This window comes from Streptomyces pseudogriseolus, assembly GCA_002154585.1.
Lineage (GTDB): Bacteria > Actinomycetota > Actinomycetes > Streptomycetales > Streptomycetaceae > Streptomyces > Streptomyces pseudogriseolus.
Window position 1 is genome coordinate 1 of record MUNG01000421.1, and the last position, 13894, is coordinate 13894.

General features: G+C 71.8%; 11 protein-coding genes. 8 read left to right on the forward strand and 3 right to left on the reverse strand.

Annotated elements, in window-relative coordinates; all coding sequences use genetic code 11:
• From CCN29_RS29560 to CCN29_RS29590, 7 genes are all read left to right on the forward strand, one after another.
• Positions 1-768 (forward strand): S-methyl-5-thioribose-1-phosphate isomerase (locus tag CCN29_RS29560; RefSeq protein ID WP_107481749.1); only part of this gene is annotated, 768 nt, incomplete at its 5' end.
• A 4-nt stretch (positions 769-772) separates the two neighbouring features.
• Complete coding sequence (gene mtrA, locus CCN29_RS29565; protein WP_004987303.1) at positions 773-1462, forward strand: two-component system response regulator MtrA; 690 nt, start codon at positions 773-775, stop codon at positions 1460-1462.
• A gap of 1 nt (position 1463) precedes the next feature.
• Positions 1464-3593 carry an MtrAB system histidine kinase MtrB gene (gene mtrB / locus CCN29_RS29570; protein WP_086685612.1) on the forward strand — a complete coding sequence of 710 codons (2130 nt, stop codon included), beginning with the start codon at positions 1464-1466 and terminating at the stop codon, positions 3591-3593.
• Positions 3583-5421, forward strand: a complete 1839-nt coding sequence (locus CCN29_RS29575) for an LpqB family beta-propeller domain-containing protein (RefSeq protein WP_031019560.1) — start codon at positions 3583-3585, stop codon at positions 5419-5421. The genes mtrB and CCN29_RS29575 overlap by 11 nt, the downstream gene beginning before the upstream one ends.
• A 125-nt stretch (positions 5422-5546) precedes the next feature.
• Positions 5547-6503, forward strand: coding sequence for a ComF family protein (locus tag CCN29_RS29580; protein ID WP_086685614.1), 957 nt, complete (start codon positions 5547-5549; stop codon positions 6501-6503).
• Between the two features lie 311 nt (positions 6504-6814).
• Positions 6815-7507: a ribosome hibernation-promoting factor, HPF/YfiA family gene (hpf, locus tag CCN29_RS29585; protein WP_006132447.1), complete on the forward strand. Its 693-nt coding sequence runs from the start codon at positions 6815-6817 to the stop codon at positions 7505-7507.
• A 204-nt stretch (positions 7508-7711) separates the two neighbouring features.
• The gene (locus tag CCN29_RS29590; protein WP_006132445.1) at positions 7712-8458 is read left to right on the forward strand and encodes a response regulator; all 747 of its coding nucleotides are present in this window, start codon (positions 7712-7714) and stop codon (positions 8456-8458) included.
• A gap of 11 nt (positions 8459-8469) precedes the next feature.
• Here CCN29_RS29590 and CCN29_RS29595 read toward each other — a convergent pair whose 3' ends face one another.
• Together CCN29_RS29595 and CCN29_RS29600 are read right to left on the reverse strand one after the other, a co-directional pair.
• The gene (locus CCN29_RS29595) at positions 8470-9657 is read right to left on the reverse strand and encodes a winged helix-turn-helix domain-containing protein (RefSeq protein ID WP_086685616.1); all 1188 of its coding nucleotides are present in this window, start codon (positions 9655-9657) and stop codon (positions 8470-8472) included.
• Positions 9658-9705: 48 nt separating this feature from the next.
• Positions 9706-10275: a GNAT family N-acetyltransferase gene (locus tag CCN29_RS29600; RefSeq protein ID WP_086685618.1), complete on the reverse strand. Its 570-nt coding sequence runs from the start codon at positions 10273-10275 to the stop codon at positions 9706-9708.
• Positions 10276-10554: 279 nt separating this feature from the next.
• Between CCN29_RS29600 and secA the strand changes: the two genes are divergently transcribed.
• Positions 10555-13395, forward strand: a complete 2841-nt coding sequence (gene secA / locus CCN29_RS29605) for a preprotein translocase subunit SecA (protein WP_006132440.1) — start codon at positions 10555-10557, stop codon at positions 13393-13395.
• An 81-nt stretch (positions 13396-13476) separates the two neighbouring features.
• Here secA and CCN29_RS29610 read toward each other — a convergent pair.
• Positions 13477-13894: Rv3235 family protein (locus CCN29_RS29610; RefSeq protein ID WP_442538555.1), on the reverse strand; the 418-nt coding region annotated here is incomplete at its 5' end.

Sequence of the window (13894 nt, forward strand, 5' to 3'; positions counted from 1 at the left end):
CGCGCCATCGTGGCGCTGGCCGCGGCGCGCACGCTGCACCGGGAGGACGCCGAGGCCAGCGCCACGATGGCGCGGCACGGGCTGGCGCTGCTGGACGAGCTGCTGCCGGGCGGCGGGCACCGGATCCTCACGCACTGCAACACCGGTTCGCTGGTGTCGGGCGGCGAGGGGACGGCGTTCGCGGTGGCCCTGGCGGCGCACCGGGCGGGGCGGCTGCGGCGCCTGTGGGTGGACGAAACGCGTCCGTTGCTGCAAGGTGCTCGCCTGACGGCGTACGAGGCGGCCCGCAGCGGCATGGCGTACACCCTGCTCACCGACAACGCGGCGGGATCGCTGTTCGCGGCGGGCGAGGTGGACGCGGTGCTGATCGGCGCGGACCGCATCGCCGCCGACGGTTCGGTGGCGAACAAGGTGGGGAGCTATCCGCTCGCGGTGCTCGCGCGGTACCACCATGTGCCGTTCATCGTGGTCGCCCCGGTGACGACGGTGGACCCCCGGACGCCGGACGGGGCGTCCATCGAGGTGGAGCAGCGTCCCGGCCACGAGGTGACGGAGATCACGGCGCCGCAGGTGCCGGTGGCCGGAGCGGAGGCGGGAGGCGGGATTCCGGTGGCCCCGTTGGGGACGACCGCGTACAACCCGGCGTTCGACGTGACACCGCCGGAGCTGGTGACGGCCGTCGTCACCGAAGAGGGCGTCGTTTCGCCCGTGACCACCGAGGCTCTGGCCGCCCTGTGTGCCAGGTCACGCCAGGTAACGATTAGCTAATGGGATGATGTCGTTTATGAAGGGACGAGTCCTTGTCGTCGACGACGACAGCGCACTGGCCGAGATGCTCGGCATCGTGCTGCGCGGTGAAGGTTTTGAGCCGTCTTTCGTAGCCGACGGCGACAAGGCGCTGGCCGCCTTCCGTGAGACCAAGCCGGATCTGGTCCTGCTGGACCTGATGCTCCCCGGCCGTGACGGCATCGAGGTCTGCCGCCTGATCAGGGCGGAGTCCGGGGTGCCGATCGTGATGCTCACGGCGAAGAGCGACACCGTCGACGTGGTGGTGGGCCTGGAGTCCGGGGCCGACGACTACATCGTCAAGCCGTTCAAGCCGAAGGAGCTCGTCGCCCGGATCCGGGCGCGGCTGCGCAGGTCCGAGGAGCCGGCTCCGGAGCAGCTCGCCATCGGCGACCTGGTGATCGACGTGGCCGGTCACTCCGTGAAGCGGGACGGGCAGTCCATCGCCCTCACCCCGCTGGAGTTCGACCTGCTGGTCGCCCTCGCCCGCAAGCCGTGGCAGGTGTTCACGCGTGAGGTGCTCCTCGAGCAGGTGTGGGGCTACCGCCACGCGGCTGACACCCGCCTGGTCAACGTCCATGTGCAGCGGCTGCGCTCCAAGGTCGAGAAGGATCCGGAGAAGCCCGAGATCGTGGTGACCGTCCGTGGCGTCGGATACAAGGCAGGACCGAGCTGACATGTCCGGTGACAGTGCCGCTTCGGCGCCCGGCCGGTCCGGGGGCCGTCCGGGGCGGCCTGTCGGCCGGAGGGCGGCCGCCACCCGCTGGCGCCACCTCTTCGACGGCGATCTGCTCCAGGGCGGCGTCCAGGGCAGCCCGGTCGTCCGGCTCGTCATGCGCTGGGTGCGGCGCCCGCTGCTGCCCGTCATGCGGCTGTGGCGGCGCAACATCCAGCTCAAGGTCGTCGTCACGACGCTGCTGATGTCGCTGGGCGTCGTCCTGCTGCTCGGCTTCGTCGTCATCGGGCAGGTGCGCAACGGCCTGCTGGACGCCAAGGTGAACGCGTCGCAGAGCCAGGCCACGGGCGGTTTCGCCGTGGCCAAGCAGCAGGCCGAACAGGCCGTGAGCGTCACCGGCGAGGAGGGCACCGCACCCGACGGACGCCCCTCGCAGAGCGTCATCCAGTGGATGAGCGACCTCGTCGCCTCGCTGTCCAGCGGCGGCCAGGGCGCCTTCGACGTGGTGACCCTGCCCTCCGGCGGCGACAGCGGCAGCGGGCGCGGACCGCGCGCCTCCGGCGAGGTCAACCCGACCGCCAGCGTCCCCGCGGCGCTGCGCGAGCGGATCGACACCAGCACGTCGGCCGCGCAGAGCTACACGCGCATCGTCTACGCCACCGACAAGGAGTCCCAGCCGGCCCTCGTCATCGGCAAGCAGGTCAACGACCCCAACGGCGACCCGTACCAGCTGTACTACCTCTTCCCGCTCACCCAGGAGGAGAAGTCGCTGAGCCTGGTCAAGGGCACCCTGGCGACCGCCGGGCTGTTCGTGGTCGTCCTGCTCGGGGCCATCGCCTGGCTCGTGGTGCGGCAGGTGGTCACGCCGGTCCGGATGGCCGCCGGAATCGCCGAACGGCTGTCCGCGGGGCGCCTCCAGGAACGCATGAAGGTCACCGGCGAGGACGACATCGCCCGCCTCGGCGAGGCCTTCAACAAGATGGCGCAGAACCTCCAGCTCAAGATCAGCCAGCTCGAGGACCTGTCCCGGATGCAGCGCCGGTTCGTCTCGGACGTGTCGCACGAGCTGCGCACCCCGCTGACCACCGTGCGGATGGCCGCGGACGTCATCCACGAGGCGCGCGAGGACTTCGACCCGGTGACCGCGCGCTCCGCCGAACTGCTCGCCGACCAGCTCGACCGGTTCGAGTCGCTGCTCGCCGACCTGCTGGAGATCAGCCGCTTCGACGCGGGCGCGGCCGCCCTGGAGGCGGAGCCGATCGACCTGCGCGAGGTGGTGCGGCGCGTGGTCAGCGGCGCGGAGCCGCTCGCCGAGCGCAAGGGCACCACCATCAAGATCGTCGGGGACCAGCAGCCCGTGGTCGCCGAGGCCGATGCGAGGCGCGTGGAGCGGGTGCTGCGCAACCTGGTCGTCAACGCCGTCGAGCACGGCGAGGGCAGGGACGTCGTCGTCAAGCTGGCCGCGGCGGGCGGCGCCGTGGCGGTCGCGGTGCGCGACTACGGCGTCGGGCTCAAGCCCGGCGAGGCCACGCGTGTGTTCAGCCGCTTCTGGCGGGCCGACCCGGCCCGCGCGCGCACCACCGGCGGTACGGGCCTGGGGCTGTCCATCGCCCTGGAGGACGCCCGGCTGCACGGCGGCTGGCTCCAGGCGTGGGGCGAGCCCGGCGGCGGCTCGCAGTTCCGGCTGACTCTGCCCAGGACGGCGGACGAGCCGCTGCGCGGGTCCCCGATACCGCTGGAGCCCCGGGACTCGCGGCGCAACCGCGGCCTCGACGACGCGGGGCTGCCCCGCGGCGGGGACGGCGAGAAGCGCGCCACGGTGCCGGTACGGCAGCCGGGCGCCGACGAGACGGCGCAGTCCGCCCGCGACCCGCTGGGCCGCAGGCCCGCCGCCTCCGCGCCCACGGCCGACCCCACCGCCCTGCCCGGCAACGGCGCGCGCGTGGTGGCCCGCTCGGGCAGCACACGGATGGCGTCGGGCGCGGCGCCCGGCGGGAACGGCGGGACGGACGTGAGCCCCTCCGGGGACGCGGACGCGCGCGCGGACCGGCCGGCGGCCGGCGAGGACGGGGACGGGGACGGTGCACCGCGCGGTGCGGAGAAGGACGGGGAGGCCACGCGTGGGCGGTGAGCGTGTGAGGCGCGGGCGGGGGACACCGGCCAGGACGACGGCGTACGCCGCCTGCGCTGCGGTGCTGCTGGGCGGGTGCGCCTCGATGCCGGACAGCGGCGACCTGCGCGGGGTGGAGTCCACACCGCGCAAGGACACCCAGGTGCGGGTGTACGCCATGCCGCCGAGCGAGGACGCCACCCCCACCCAGATCGTCCAGGGCTTTCTGGAGGCGCTGACCAGCGACGACGCCGACTACAAGACCGCGCGGCAGTACCTGACCCCGGAGGCGTCGAAGTACTGGCGGCCGGAGCAGTCCACCACCGTGCTCTCCGACGGGCCCGGCGCCCGGGCCGACCGGGAGATCCGGGAGGACAGCACCGCCCTGACGTACACGCTGACCGGCACCAGGTTCGCGACGGTGGACGCGCAGCAGGCGTACGCGCCCTCCTCCGGCCACTACAGCGAGCTGGTGCGGCTGGTGAAGGACGACAAGAGCGGCCAGTGGCGCATCGACGCGGTGCCGCAGGGCGTCGTCATGGGAAAGTCGGACTTCCAGCGCAACTACACGTCGTTCAACAAGTACTACTTCGCCTCGAACGTGAACGTGAACGGGTCGTCGCTGCCGATGGCGGTCGCCGACCCCGTGTACGTGCGCCGGCACGTCGACCCCACGACGCGGCTGGTGCGCTCGCTGATCTCCGGGCCGACCAGCTGGCTCGACCCCGTCGTCCGGTCGAGCTTCCCGACCGGCACCCAGCTGCGCAAGAGCGCCGGCCCGCTCACCCCGGACGACCGGGGGATACTCACCGTGCCGCTCAACGACCGGGCCTCCGACGTCGGCACCGGCCGCTGCGAGGAGATGGCCGCCCAGCTGCTGTTCACCCTGCGCGGCCTCAGCCCCGCGGTGGAGGAGGTCGAACTGCGGGCCGACGGCGGGCAGTTGTGCTCGCTCACCCAGGACGGCGCCGAGACCGTGGCCACCCGGGGCGCGCTCAACCAGCCGGACTACCTGTACTTCCTCGACGAGGAGCAGAAGCTCGTCCGGATCGCCTCCGGCAGCTCCGGCGGGGACGCCGAACCGGTGCCCGGCGCGCTGGGACAGGGCGAGCAGCGGCTGCGGTCGGTGGCGGTCGCGCGGGACGAGCGCACGGCGGCCGGCGTCGGGGTGAACGGCCAGTCGCTGTTCGTCTCCGCGCTGGCGCAGGGCGCCACTCTCGGCGACCCGGTGCTGCGCAGCCAGGGCGCGACCGAGCAGGACCGGCTGACCCCGCCGAGCTGGGACGCGCAGGGCGGGCTGTGGGTCGCCGACCGCAACCCCGCCCGCCCCGGCCTCTACCTGCTGGAGCAGGGCGCCGGCCACCCGATCCAGGTGCGCACGCCGGGTCTCGAGGGCCGCATCCAGGCGGTCCGGGTGGCCGCCGACGGGGTGCGCATCGCCCTCGTCGTGGAGAAGGGCGACCAGCGGTCGCTGCTCATCGGGCGCATCGAGCGCAGCGGCCCGGACGAGGCCGGGACGGGCGAACGGCCCACGGTCACCGTGGTGGAGCTGCGGTCGGCGACGCCCGAACTGGAGCAGGTCACCGCCATGTCGTGGGCCGGGGACAGCAGGCTCGTGGTCGTCGGCCGCGAGCACGGCGGCGTGGAGCAGATGAAGTACGTCGAGGTCGACGGCTCCACCCCGGACGTGCCGCCGCCCGCCGCGCTGACCGGCGTGAAGGCGCTCACCGCCGCCGGCGACGAGACCGCGCCGCTGGTGGCCTACTCGGTGGACGGCATCGTCCGGCTGCCGTCGGGGGCGCAGTGGCAGAAGGTGACGGGGGGAACGGCGCCGGTCTATCCGGGGTGAGGGGAGACCCCCCCGCTCGCGCTCGCACGGCCGTTTTCCGCTCCGGTGTTCGAGCGGTTCCGGGGCTGCTCACAAGGTTGTCCACAGGGGTGGCCGGGTGGCCGGGGCGTTGGCACAGTGAGCCCATGCGGAGCTGGTGGCGGGACCTGACCGACCTGGTGCTCCCGGCCGAGTGCGGCGGGTGCGGCAGGCCCCGCGCCGTGCTCTGCGCCCGGTGCCGTGCGGCGCTGAGCGGTCGGGCGCCGTGCCGGGTGCGGCCGGAGCCCGAGCCCCCGGGACTGCCTCCCGTGCACGCGGCCGCCCCTTACGACGGCGAGGTGCGCGCCGCACTGCTCGCCCACAAGGAGCGCGGCGCCCTGGCCCTCGCCCGGCCGCTGGGGGAGGCCCTGGCCGGCGCGGTACGGGCAGGACTGCGGACCCCGACGGCGCGCGGGAGGTCCGGGTGCGGTGACGACTCGGGCCCGGCGTCGAGCGGCCCGGTGCTGCTCGTCCCCGTGCCGTCCGCCCGGCGGGCCGTGCGGGCGCGCGGGCACGACCCGACGCGGCGGATCGCGTACGCGGCGGCGGGTGAGCTGCGGCGGACAGGGGTACCCGCCGCAGTACTCGCCGCGCTGCGGCAACGGCGGCCGGTGGCCGACCAGTCGGGACTCGGCTCGAGGCAGCGGCTGGCCAATGTCGCGGGCGCCCTCGGGGTGGCGCCGGGCTGTGTCCGGCTGCTGCGCCGGGGCCGGGTCGTGCTGGTCGACGACCTCATGACGACCGGGGCGACCCTCGCCGAGGCGGCGCGCGCGGTACGGGCCGCGCACGGGCCGCCACCAGGGCCGTCCGGCCCGGAAACGGAATCTGTCGAAAGGGGCCGGCCGGCATCGAGCAAATCGCGGCCCGCGTTCGTGTACCTGGGTGAGACAGGGGAAGGGTCAGGACAACGGCGGACACCGCCGCCGGCAAGGAGCGGAGCGGACCGGCAGTACGGCCGGCCGTCGAAGGAGGCGGACGAGGAATTCGCCGGCGGGGCGCCGGGCGTGGTGTGCGCGGCCGTCGTGGCGGCGTCACCGAATGCGTTCGGAATACACCGAAACTGACTGAGAACTTACGTCGTTGCAGGTAATAAGAGGGTTAATTCCCCTGAATGGAGGTACGTCGCGGTAGAGGGTGACGCCATCCGTCCGTGCGAGATATGTTCGGTTGTGAGGGAAAGCCGCAGGCCACACCCCTCTGGTTGGAATGCGGTGGTGCGGGCTTTTCGACATCACCCGTGCCGGTGGACTGGAGATCTCGCTCGTGGGGGAGGAGGTGGACGTCACCGAGTCCGAGGCTCCGGACGACACCGGAGCCTGGTGCAAAAGGAGACACATCCGCAGCGAAGCGGAGTGATCCGGGAACGGAGTTCTGCGTGGACATCGTCGTCAAGGGCCGCAAGACCGAGGTGCCCGAGCGGTTCCGGAAGCACGTGGCCGAGAAGCTGAACCTGGAGAAGATCCAGAAGCTCGATGGCAAGGTGATGAGCCTGGACGTCGAGGTGTCCAAGGAGCCCAACCCCCGACAGGCCGACCGCTGTGACCGGGTGGAGATCACGCTCCGCTCCCGCGGGCCGGTGATCCGGGCGGAGGCGTCGGCGAGCGACCCGTACGCGGCGCTCGACCTGGCAGCGGAGAAGCTGGACGCCCGGCTGCGCAAGCAGCACGACAAGCGATTCTCACGGCGCGGCGCGCGCAGGATCCCCGCCGCGGAGGTCCCCGACCACGTGCCCGGCGTGGCGACCCTCAACGGGTCCGGCGCGAGCACCGCCCAGGAGCAGGAGCAGGCGGTCCCGACCAAGAAGATCGGCTCCCTGGAGGTCCAGGGCGACGGGCCGCTGGTGGTCCGCGAGAAGACCCACGTGGCCGCACCCATGACCCTCGACCAGGCGCTCTACGAGATGGAGCTGGTCGGGCACGACTTCTACCTCTTCGTCGACTCCGAGACCAAGGAGCCCAGCGTCGTCTACCGGCGCCACGCCTACGACTACGGCGTGATCCACCTCAGGACCGACACGATGGTCACCGAGAACCACTCCCCCGAGGCGGGCGGAACCCTCGGCGGCTGACCCGCCGGGCGACAGCACAGCAGGTGCCCCTGGTGCGCGTGTGCGCCCCCAGGGGCACCGGCGTGCCACCGCCCGGCGACCGCGCCGGCACCCCGCTGACGGTGCGGCATGGAATCATGGCGGCAGCGGCTCAACAGGTGGGCCGTTGCCTTGGGTTGGCGATGGTCAGGACCACAGGCCACAGCCTTCAGGGGGAGGAACGCGATGGCGGACAGCTTCGGACCGATGCGGGACGAGGATGCCGACGACGGCGTCGTCGGCATGGGCCCGGACGCGGACACTCCGCGCAAGGAGCCGATCAGAGTCCTTGTGGTGGACGACCACGCGCTGTTCCGCCGCGGTCTGGAGATCGTGCTGGCCGCCGAGGAGGACATCCAGGTCGTCGGCGAGGCCGGAGACGGCGCCGAGGCCGTGGAGAAGGCGGCCGACCTGCTGCCCGACATCGTCCTGATGGACGTGCGGATGCCCAAGCGGGGCGGCATCGAGGCCTGCACCTCCATCAAGGAGGTCGCCCCCAGCGCGAAGATCATCATGCTGACGATCAGCGACGAGGAGGCCGACCTCTACGACGCCATCAAGGCGGGCGCCACCGGCTACCTCCTCAAGGAGATCTCCACCGACGAGGTGGCCACCGCCATCCGTGCCGTCGCCGACGGGCAGTCGCAGATCAGCCCCTCCATGGCGTCCAAGCTGCTCACCGAGTTCAAGTCGATGATCCAGCGCACCGACGAGCGCCGGCTCGTCCCCGCGCCCCGGCTGACGGACCGCGAGCTGGAGGTCCTCAAGCTCGTCGCCACGGGGATGAACAACCGGGACATCGCCAAGGAGTTGTTCATCTCCGAGAACACCGTGAAGAACCACGTGCGCAACATCCTGGAGAAGCTCCAGCTGCACTCCCGGATGGAGGCCGTGGTCTACGCGATGCGGGAGAAGATCCTCGAGATCCGCTGACCTCGCGGCCCTCAGGCGAGCAGCCGGGCCAGCTCCGCCGTGAGCGGCTCGCGCAGCTCGGGCGCGTCCACCCGCTCCACCCTGACGTCCGTGCAGTCCACCCAGCCCGCCGCCTCCACCAGCGCCTGCGCCACCTGCGGCACCGCCGTACGCCCGTCCAGCGTGACCTGCTTGGCGACCAGCGTGCGCCCCTCGCGCGCCGGGTCCACCCGGCCCACCAGACGCCCGCCCGCAAGCACCGGCATCGCGAAGTAGCCGTAGACCCGCTTGGGCTTGGGGACGTACGCCTCCAGGCGGTGGGTGAAGCCGAAGATCCGCTCCGTGCGCGCCCGCTCCCAGACCAGGGAGTCGAACGGGGACAGCAGCGTCGTGCGGTGCCGGCCGCGCGGCGGGGAGGCGAGGGCCTCCGGATCCGCCCAGGCCGGCTTGGACCAGCCCGCCACCGTCACCGGCACCAGCCCGGAGTCGGCGATCACCGCGTCGACCTGCTCGCCCCTCAGCCGGTGGTAGTCCGCGATGTCCGCGCGGGTGCCCACGCCCAGCGCGCGCCCGGCCAGCCCCACCAGCCGGCGCAGGCACTCCTCGTCCGTCGGCTCCTCCGCCAGCAGCGAGGCCGGCACGGCCCGCTCGGCCAGGTCGTAGACCCGCTTCCAGCCGCGCCGCTCCACGCACACCACCTCGCCGTACATCAGGGCGCGCTCCACGGCGACCTTGGTGCCGGACCAGTCCCACCACTCGCCGGTGCGCTTGGCGCCGCCCAACTCGGTGGCCGTCAGCGGGCCTTCGACGCGCAGCTGCTTCACGACCTGGTCGTACACACCGTCGGGCAGCTCGTGGTTCCAGTGCGGGCGGGCGCGGTAGGCGCGGCGGCGGAAGGCGAAGTGCGGCCACTCCTCGACGGGGAGGATGCACGCCGCGTGCGACCAGTATTCGAACGTGTGCGCGGGGCGGTCGCCCTGCTTCCAGTACGCCTCATCCACCGTCTGGCGGCCCACCGCGCCGAGACGGGCGTACGGGATCAGCTCGTGCGAGCGGGCGAGGACGGAGATGGTGTCGAGCTGCACCGCGCCGAGATGACGCAGGACACCGCGCACACCGGCGCGCCGGTCGGGGGCGCCGAGGAGTCCCTGGGCCCGCAGGGCGATGCGGCGGGCCTCGTCGGCCGAGAGTTCCGTGGTCGGACGCGGGAGGGTCGTCATACGTCCGCACCCTAGAGGGCGCCACTGACAACGGCGGGGGCGCGGGCCTCAGTCCCGGGCGGGCACGTACGGGGTGGTGGAGACAAGGCCCAGGTCGGAGGGGAGCAGGGAGCCGATCCAGCCGTCCCGCAGCACGCCCTTGTTGACGAGCGAGGAGCGCAGCACGCCCTCGACGGTGAAGCCGGCCCGCTCGGCGACCGCGCGGGAGGCCGTGTTGCCCACCTCGGCGCGCCACTCCACGCGGTCGACGGACATCCGCGTGAAGGCCCAGCGGCAGGCGGCCACGGTGGCCTCGGTGATGTAGCCGTTGCCGCGGTGCTCCTTGGCGCCCCAGAAGCCGATCTCGCCCGTCGCGAACGACCGCATGGTGATGCTGAGCATGCCCGTCAGCTCCCCGGCGGGCAGGAAGACGCCGAAGGTGAACATCGTGCCGTTCGCCCACCCGTCCGGCGCGATCTGCTCCGTGAAACCCCGCGCGTGCTCGGGGAGGTACGGCGAAGGGATCGTGGTCCAGCGCTGGATGTCCGGGTCCTGGCAGATCCGGTACACCGTGTCGGTGTCCTGCGGGCCGACGGTGCGCAGCAGCAGACGGTCCGTGGTGAGCGTGACGGGTTCCATCGGGCGATTCTGCGCACGTCGCGTCGGCGGGCGCCATCCCTTCGGCCGGGGGATGAACCGATGATCACCCTGCGTGTGATTCACGGTACGCGCGCGGCACCATCCGGGCCTCCGGGACGTTGTCCGGGTAGCAGCCGTGCCACGGTTCGGCTGCGGCGGACGGTCACCGCCGCGGCAGGCCTCCCGGCCTGACGGGGTCCTCGCATACGATGGCCGTTGCTCAGTCAGTGAAAAGGAAACCGACCGTCCCAGGCCCGACCGGCAAGGAGACCAACCCCCGTGTCCGTCCTCTCGAAGATCATGCGTGCAGGCGAAGGCAAAATCCTGCGCAAGCTGCACCGCATCGCGGACCAGGTCAACTCCATCGAAGAGGACTTCGAAGGCCTCTCCGACGCCGAGCTGCGGGCCCTCACCGATGAGTACAAGCAGCGCTACGCCGACGGTGAGAGCCTGGACGACCTGCTGCCCGAGGCCTTCGCCACGGTCCGCGAGGCCGCCCGCCGCGTCCTGGGCCAGCGCCACTACGACGTCCAGATCATGGGCGGCGCGGCCCTGCACATGGGGTACGTGGCGGAGATGAAGACCGGTGAGGGCAAGACCCTCGTCGGCACCCTGCCGGCGTACCTGAACGCCCTGTCCGGCGAGGGCGTCCACATCATCACGGTCAACGACTACCTGGCCGAGCGCGACTCGGAGATGATGGGCCGCGTCCACCGCTTCCTGGGCCTGAGCGTCGGCTGCATCCTCGCCAGCATGACGCCGGCCCAGCGCCGCGAGCAGTACGGGTGCGACATCACCTACGGCACGAACAACGAGTTCGGCTTCGACTACCTGCGCGACAACATGGCGTGGTCGAAGGACGAGCTGGTGCAGCGCGGCCACAACTTCGCCATCGTCGACGAGGTCGACTCCATCCTCATCGACGAGGCCCGTACGCCGCTGATCATCTCCGGTCCGGCGGACCAGGCCACCAAGTGGTACGGCGACTTCGCCAAGCTGGTGAAGCGCCTCAAGCGCGGTGAGCCGGGCAACCCGCTCAAGGGCCTCGAGGAGACCGGCGACTACGACGTCGACGAGAAGAAGCGCACGGTCGCCATCCACGAGTCCGGTGTCGCCAAGGTCGAGGACTGGCTCGGCATCGACAACCTCTACGAGTCGGTGAACACGCCGCTGGTGGGCTACCTGAACAACGCCATCAAGGCGAAGGAGCTCTTCAAGCGCGACAAGGACTACGTCATCATCGACGACGAGGTCATGATCGTCGACGAGCACACCGGCCGTATCCTCGCCGGCCGCCGCTACAACGAGGGCATGCACCAGGCCATCGAGGCCAAGGAGGGCGTGCCGATCAAGGACGAGAACCAGACCCTCGCCACGATCACGCTGCAGAACTTCTTCCGCCTGTACAAGCGCCACGACCACGACGGCAAGGAGATGCCGGGTCTGTCCGGCATGACCGGTACGGCGATGACCGAGGCCGCCGAGTTCCACCAGATCTACAAGCTCGGCGTGGTGCCCATCCCGACCAACCGGCCGATGGTCCGCAAGGACCAGTCGGACCTGATCTACCGCACCGAGGTCGCCAAGTTCGAGGCGGTCGTCGACGACATCGAGGAGAAGCACCGCAAGGGCCAGCCGATCCTCGTCGGCACCACCTCGGTCGAGAAGTCCGAGTACCTGTCGCAGCAGCTCAGCAAGCGGGGCATCCAGCACGAGGTGCTGAACGCCAAGCAGCACGACCGCGAGGCGCAGATCGTCGCCCAGGCCGGCCGCCGCGGCGCGGTCACGGTCGCGACGAACATGGCCGGCCGTGGTACGGACATCAAGCTCGGCGGCAACCCCGAGGACCTCGCGGAGGCGGAGCTGCGGCAGCGCGGCCTCGACCCCGAGGAGCACATCGAGGAGTGGGCCGCGGCCCTGCCGGACGCGCTGGCGCGCGCCGAGCAGGCCGTGAAGGCCGAGAAGGAGGAGGTCGAGAAGCTCGGCGGCCTCTACGTGCTGGGCACCGAGCGGCACGAGTCGCGGCGCATCGACAACCAGCTGCGCGGCCGTTCCGGACGTCAGGGCGACCCGGGCGAGTCCCGCTTCTACCTGTCGCTGGGCGACGACCTGATGCGGCTGTTCAAGGCGCAGATGGTCGAGCGCGTGATGTCCATGGCGAACGTGCCGGACGACGTGCCGATCGAGAACAAGATGGTCACCCGCGCGATCGCGTCCGCGCAGTCGCAGGTGGAGACGCAGAACTTCGAGACGCGTAAGAACGTCCTGAAGTACGACGAGGTGCTCAACCGGCAGCGCGAGGTCATCTACGGCGAGCGCCGCCGCGTCCTGGAGGGCGAGGACCTCCAGGAGCAGATCCACCACTTCATGGACGACACCATCGACGCCTACGTCCAGGCGGAGACCGCCGAGGGCTTCCCCGAGGACTGGGACCTGGACCGGCTGTGGGGCGCGTTCAAGCAGCTGTACCCGGTGAGCGTCACCATCGAGGAGCTGGAGGAGGCGGCCGGCGACCGTGCCGGTCTGACCGCCGAGTTCATCTCCGAGTCCATCAAGGACGACATCCGCGCCCAGTACGAGGCGCGCGAGACGCAGCTCGGCTCCGAGATCATGCGTGAGCTGGAGCGGCGGGTCGTGCTGTCGGTGCTCGACCGCAAGTGGCGCGAGCACCTGTACGAGATGGACTACCTCCAGGAGGGCATCGGCCTGCGCGCGATGGCCCAGAAGGACCCGCTGGTCGAGTACCAGCGCGAGGGCTTCGACATGTTCTCCGCGATGATGGACGGCATCAAGGAGGAGTCCGTCGGCTACCTGTTCAACCTGGAGGTCCAGGTCGAGCAGCAGGTCGAGGAGGTCCCGGTCGAGGACGTCAAGCCGGTCGCCGACCTGGAGAAGCAGGACGCGGTGCCCGCGCAGGCGCGGCCGGAGATCCGCGCGAAGGGGCTGGACGCCCCGCAGCGGCGGAACCTCCACTTCTCCGCTCCCACGGTGGACGGCGAGGGCGGCACCATCGAGGGCGAGCTGGCCACCGACGACGAGCCGGTGCGCTCGTCCGCGGACGGGCTGACCCGCGCGGAGCGCCGCAAGCAGGCGCGGGGCGGGCGTCGCCGCAAGAAGTGAGGTCGCCGCCTTCCGGCGGCACCGTCGGCCGAGGGCCGGGCACCTGACGGGTGCCCGGCCCTCGGCCGTTGTGCGCGGTCTTCAGCGCGGGCCGCCGAGCTCGACGGCGGTGCAGCGCCAGCGCAGGTCCCGGCCGCGCTCCAGGCGGAACGCCATCGCGCGGAGCCTGTCCCCGGCGCCGATCCGCGCGAACGCCTCGATGGCCCCCTCACGCGGCACGAACCACCCGATGTCCCGCACGACGGGCCGCGCCCCCCGCGTCCGCAGGGGCCCGCGCTCCGCGAGCCGGATCAGTTCGTCGTAGGCCTGCCCGGCACTGTGCCGCAACATCGCGTGCACGGGCCGCTGACCACTGAGCACGGCGACGAGCAACTCCGCGAACCGGTCGGTGGGCCGAGGCTGAGGGACGCCCAGCCGCTCAGGTGTCGTGCCTGAAGGCATTCCCGCCCCCGCGCCTGCGCGGCTGCCGCGCGTCGCCGGGGCGGGAATGCCTTCAGGC

What these genes read in the sequence shown, in the direction of transcription:
- mtrA (WP_004987303.1), top strand. Translation starts at nt 773, where the DNA reads ATGATGTCGTTTATGAAGGGACGAGTCCTTGTCGTCGACGACGACAGC.
- CCN29_RS29595 (WP_086685616.1), bottom strand. Translation starts at nt 9,657, where the DNA reads ATGACGACCCTCCCGCGTCCGACCACGGAACTCTCGGCCGACGAGGCC.
- CCN29_RS29600 (WP_086685618.1), bottom strand. Translation starts at nt 10,275, where the DNA reads ATGGAACCCGTCACGCTCACCACGGACCGTCTGCTGCTGCGCACCGTC.
- CCN29_RS29580 (WP_086685614.1), top strand. Translation starts at nt 5,547, where the DNA reads ATGCGGAGCTGGTGGCGGGACCTGACCGACCTGGTGCTCCCGGCCGAG.
- mtrB (WP_086685612.1), top strand. Translation starts at nt 1,464, where the DNA reads ATGTCCGGTGACAGTGCCGCTTCGGCGCCCGGCCGGTCCGGGGGCCGT.
- CCN29_RS29590 (WP_006132445.1), top strand. Translation starts at nt 7,712, where the DNA reads ATGGCGGACAGCTTCGGACCGATGCGGGACGAGGATGCCGACGACGGC.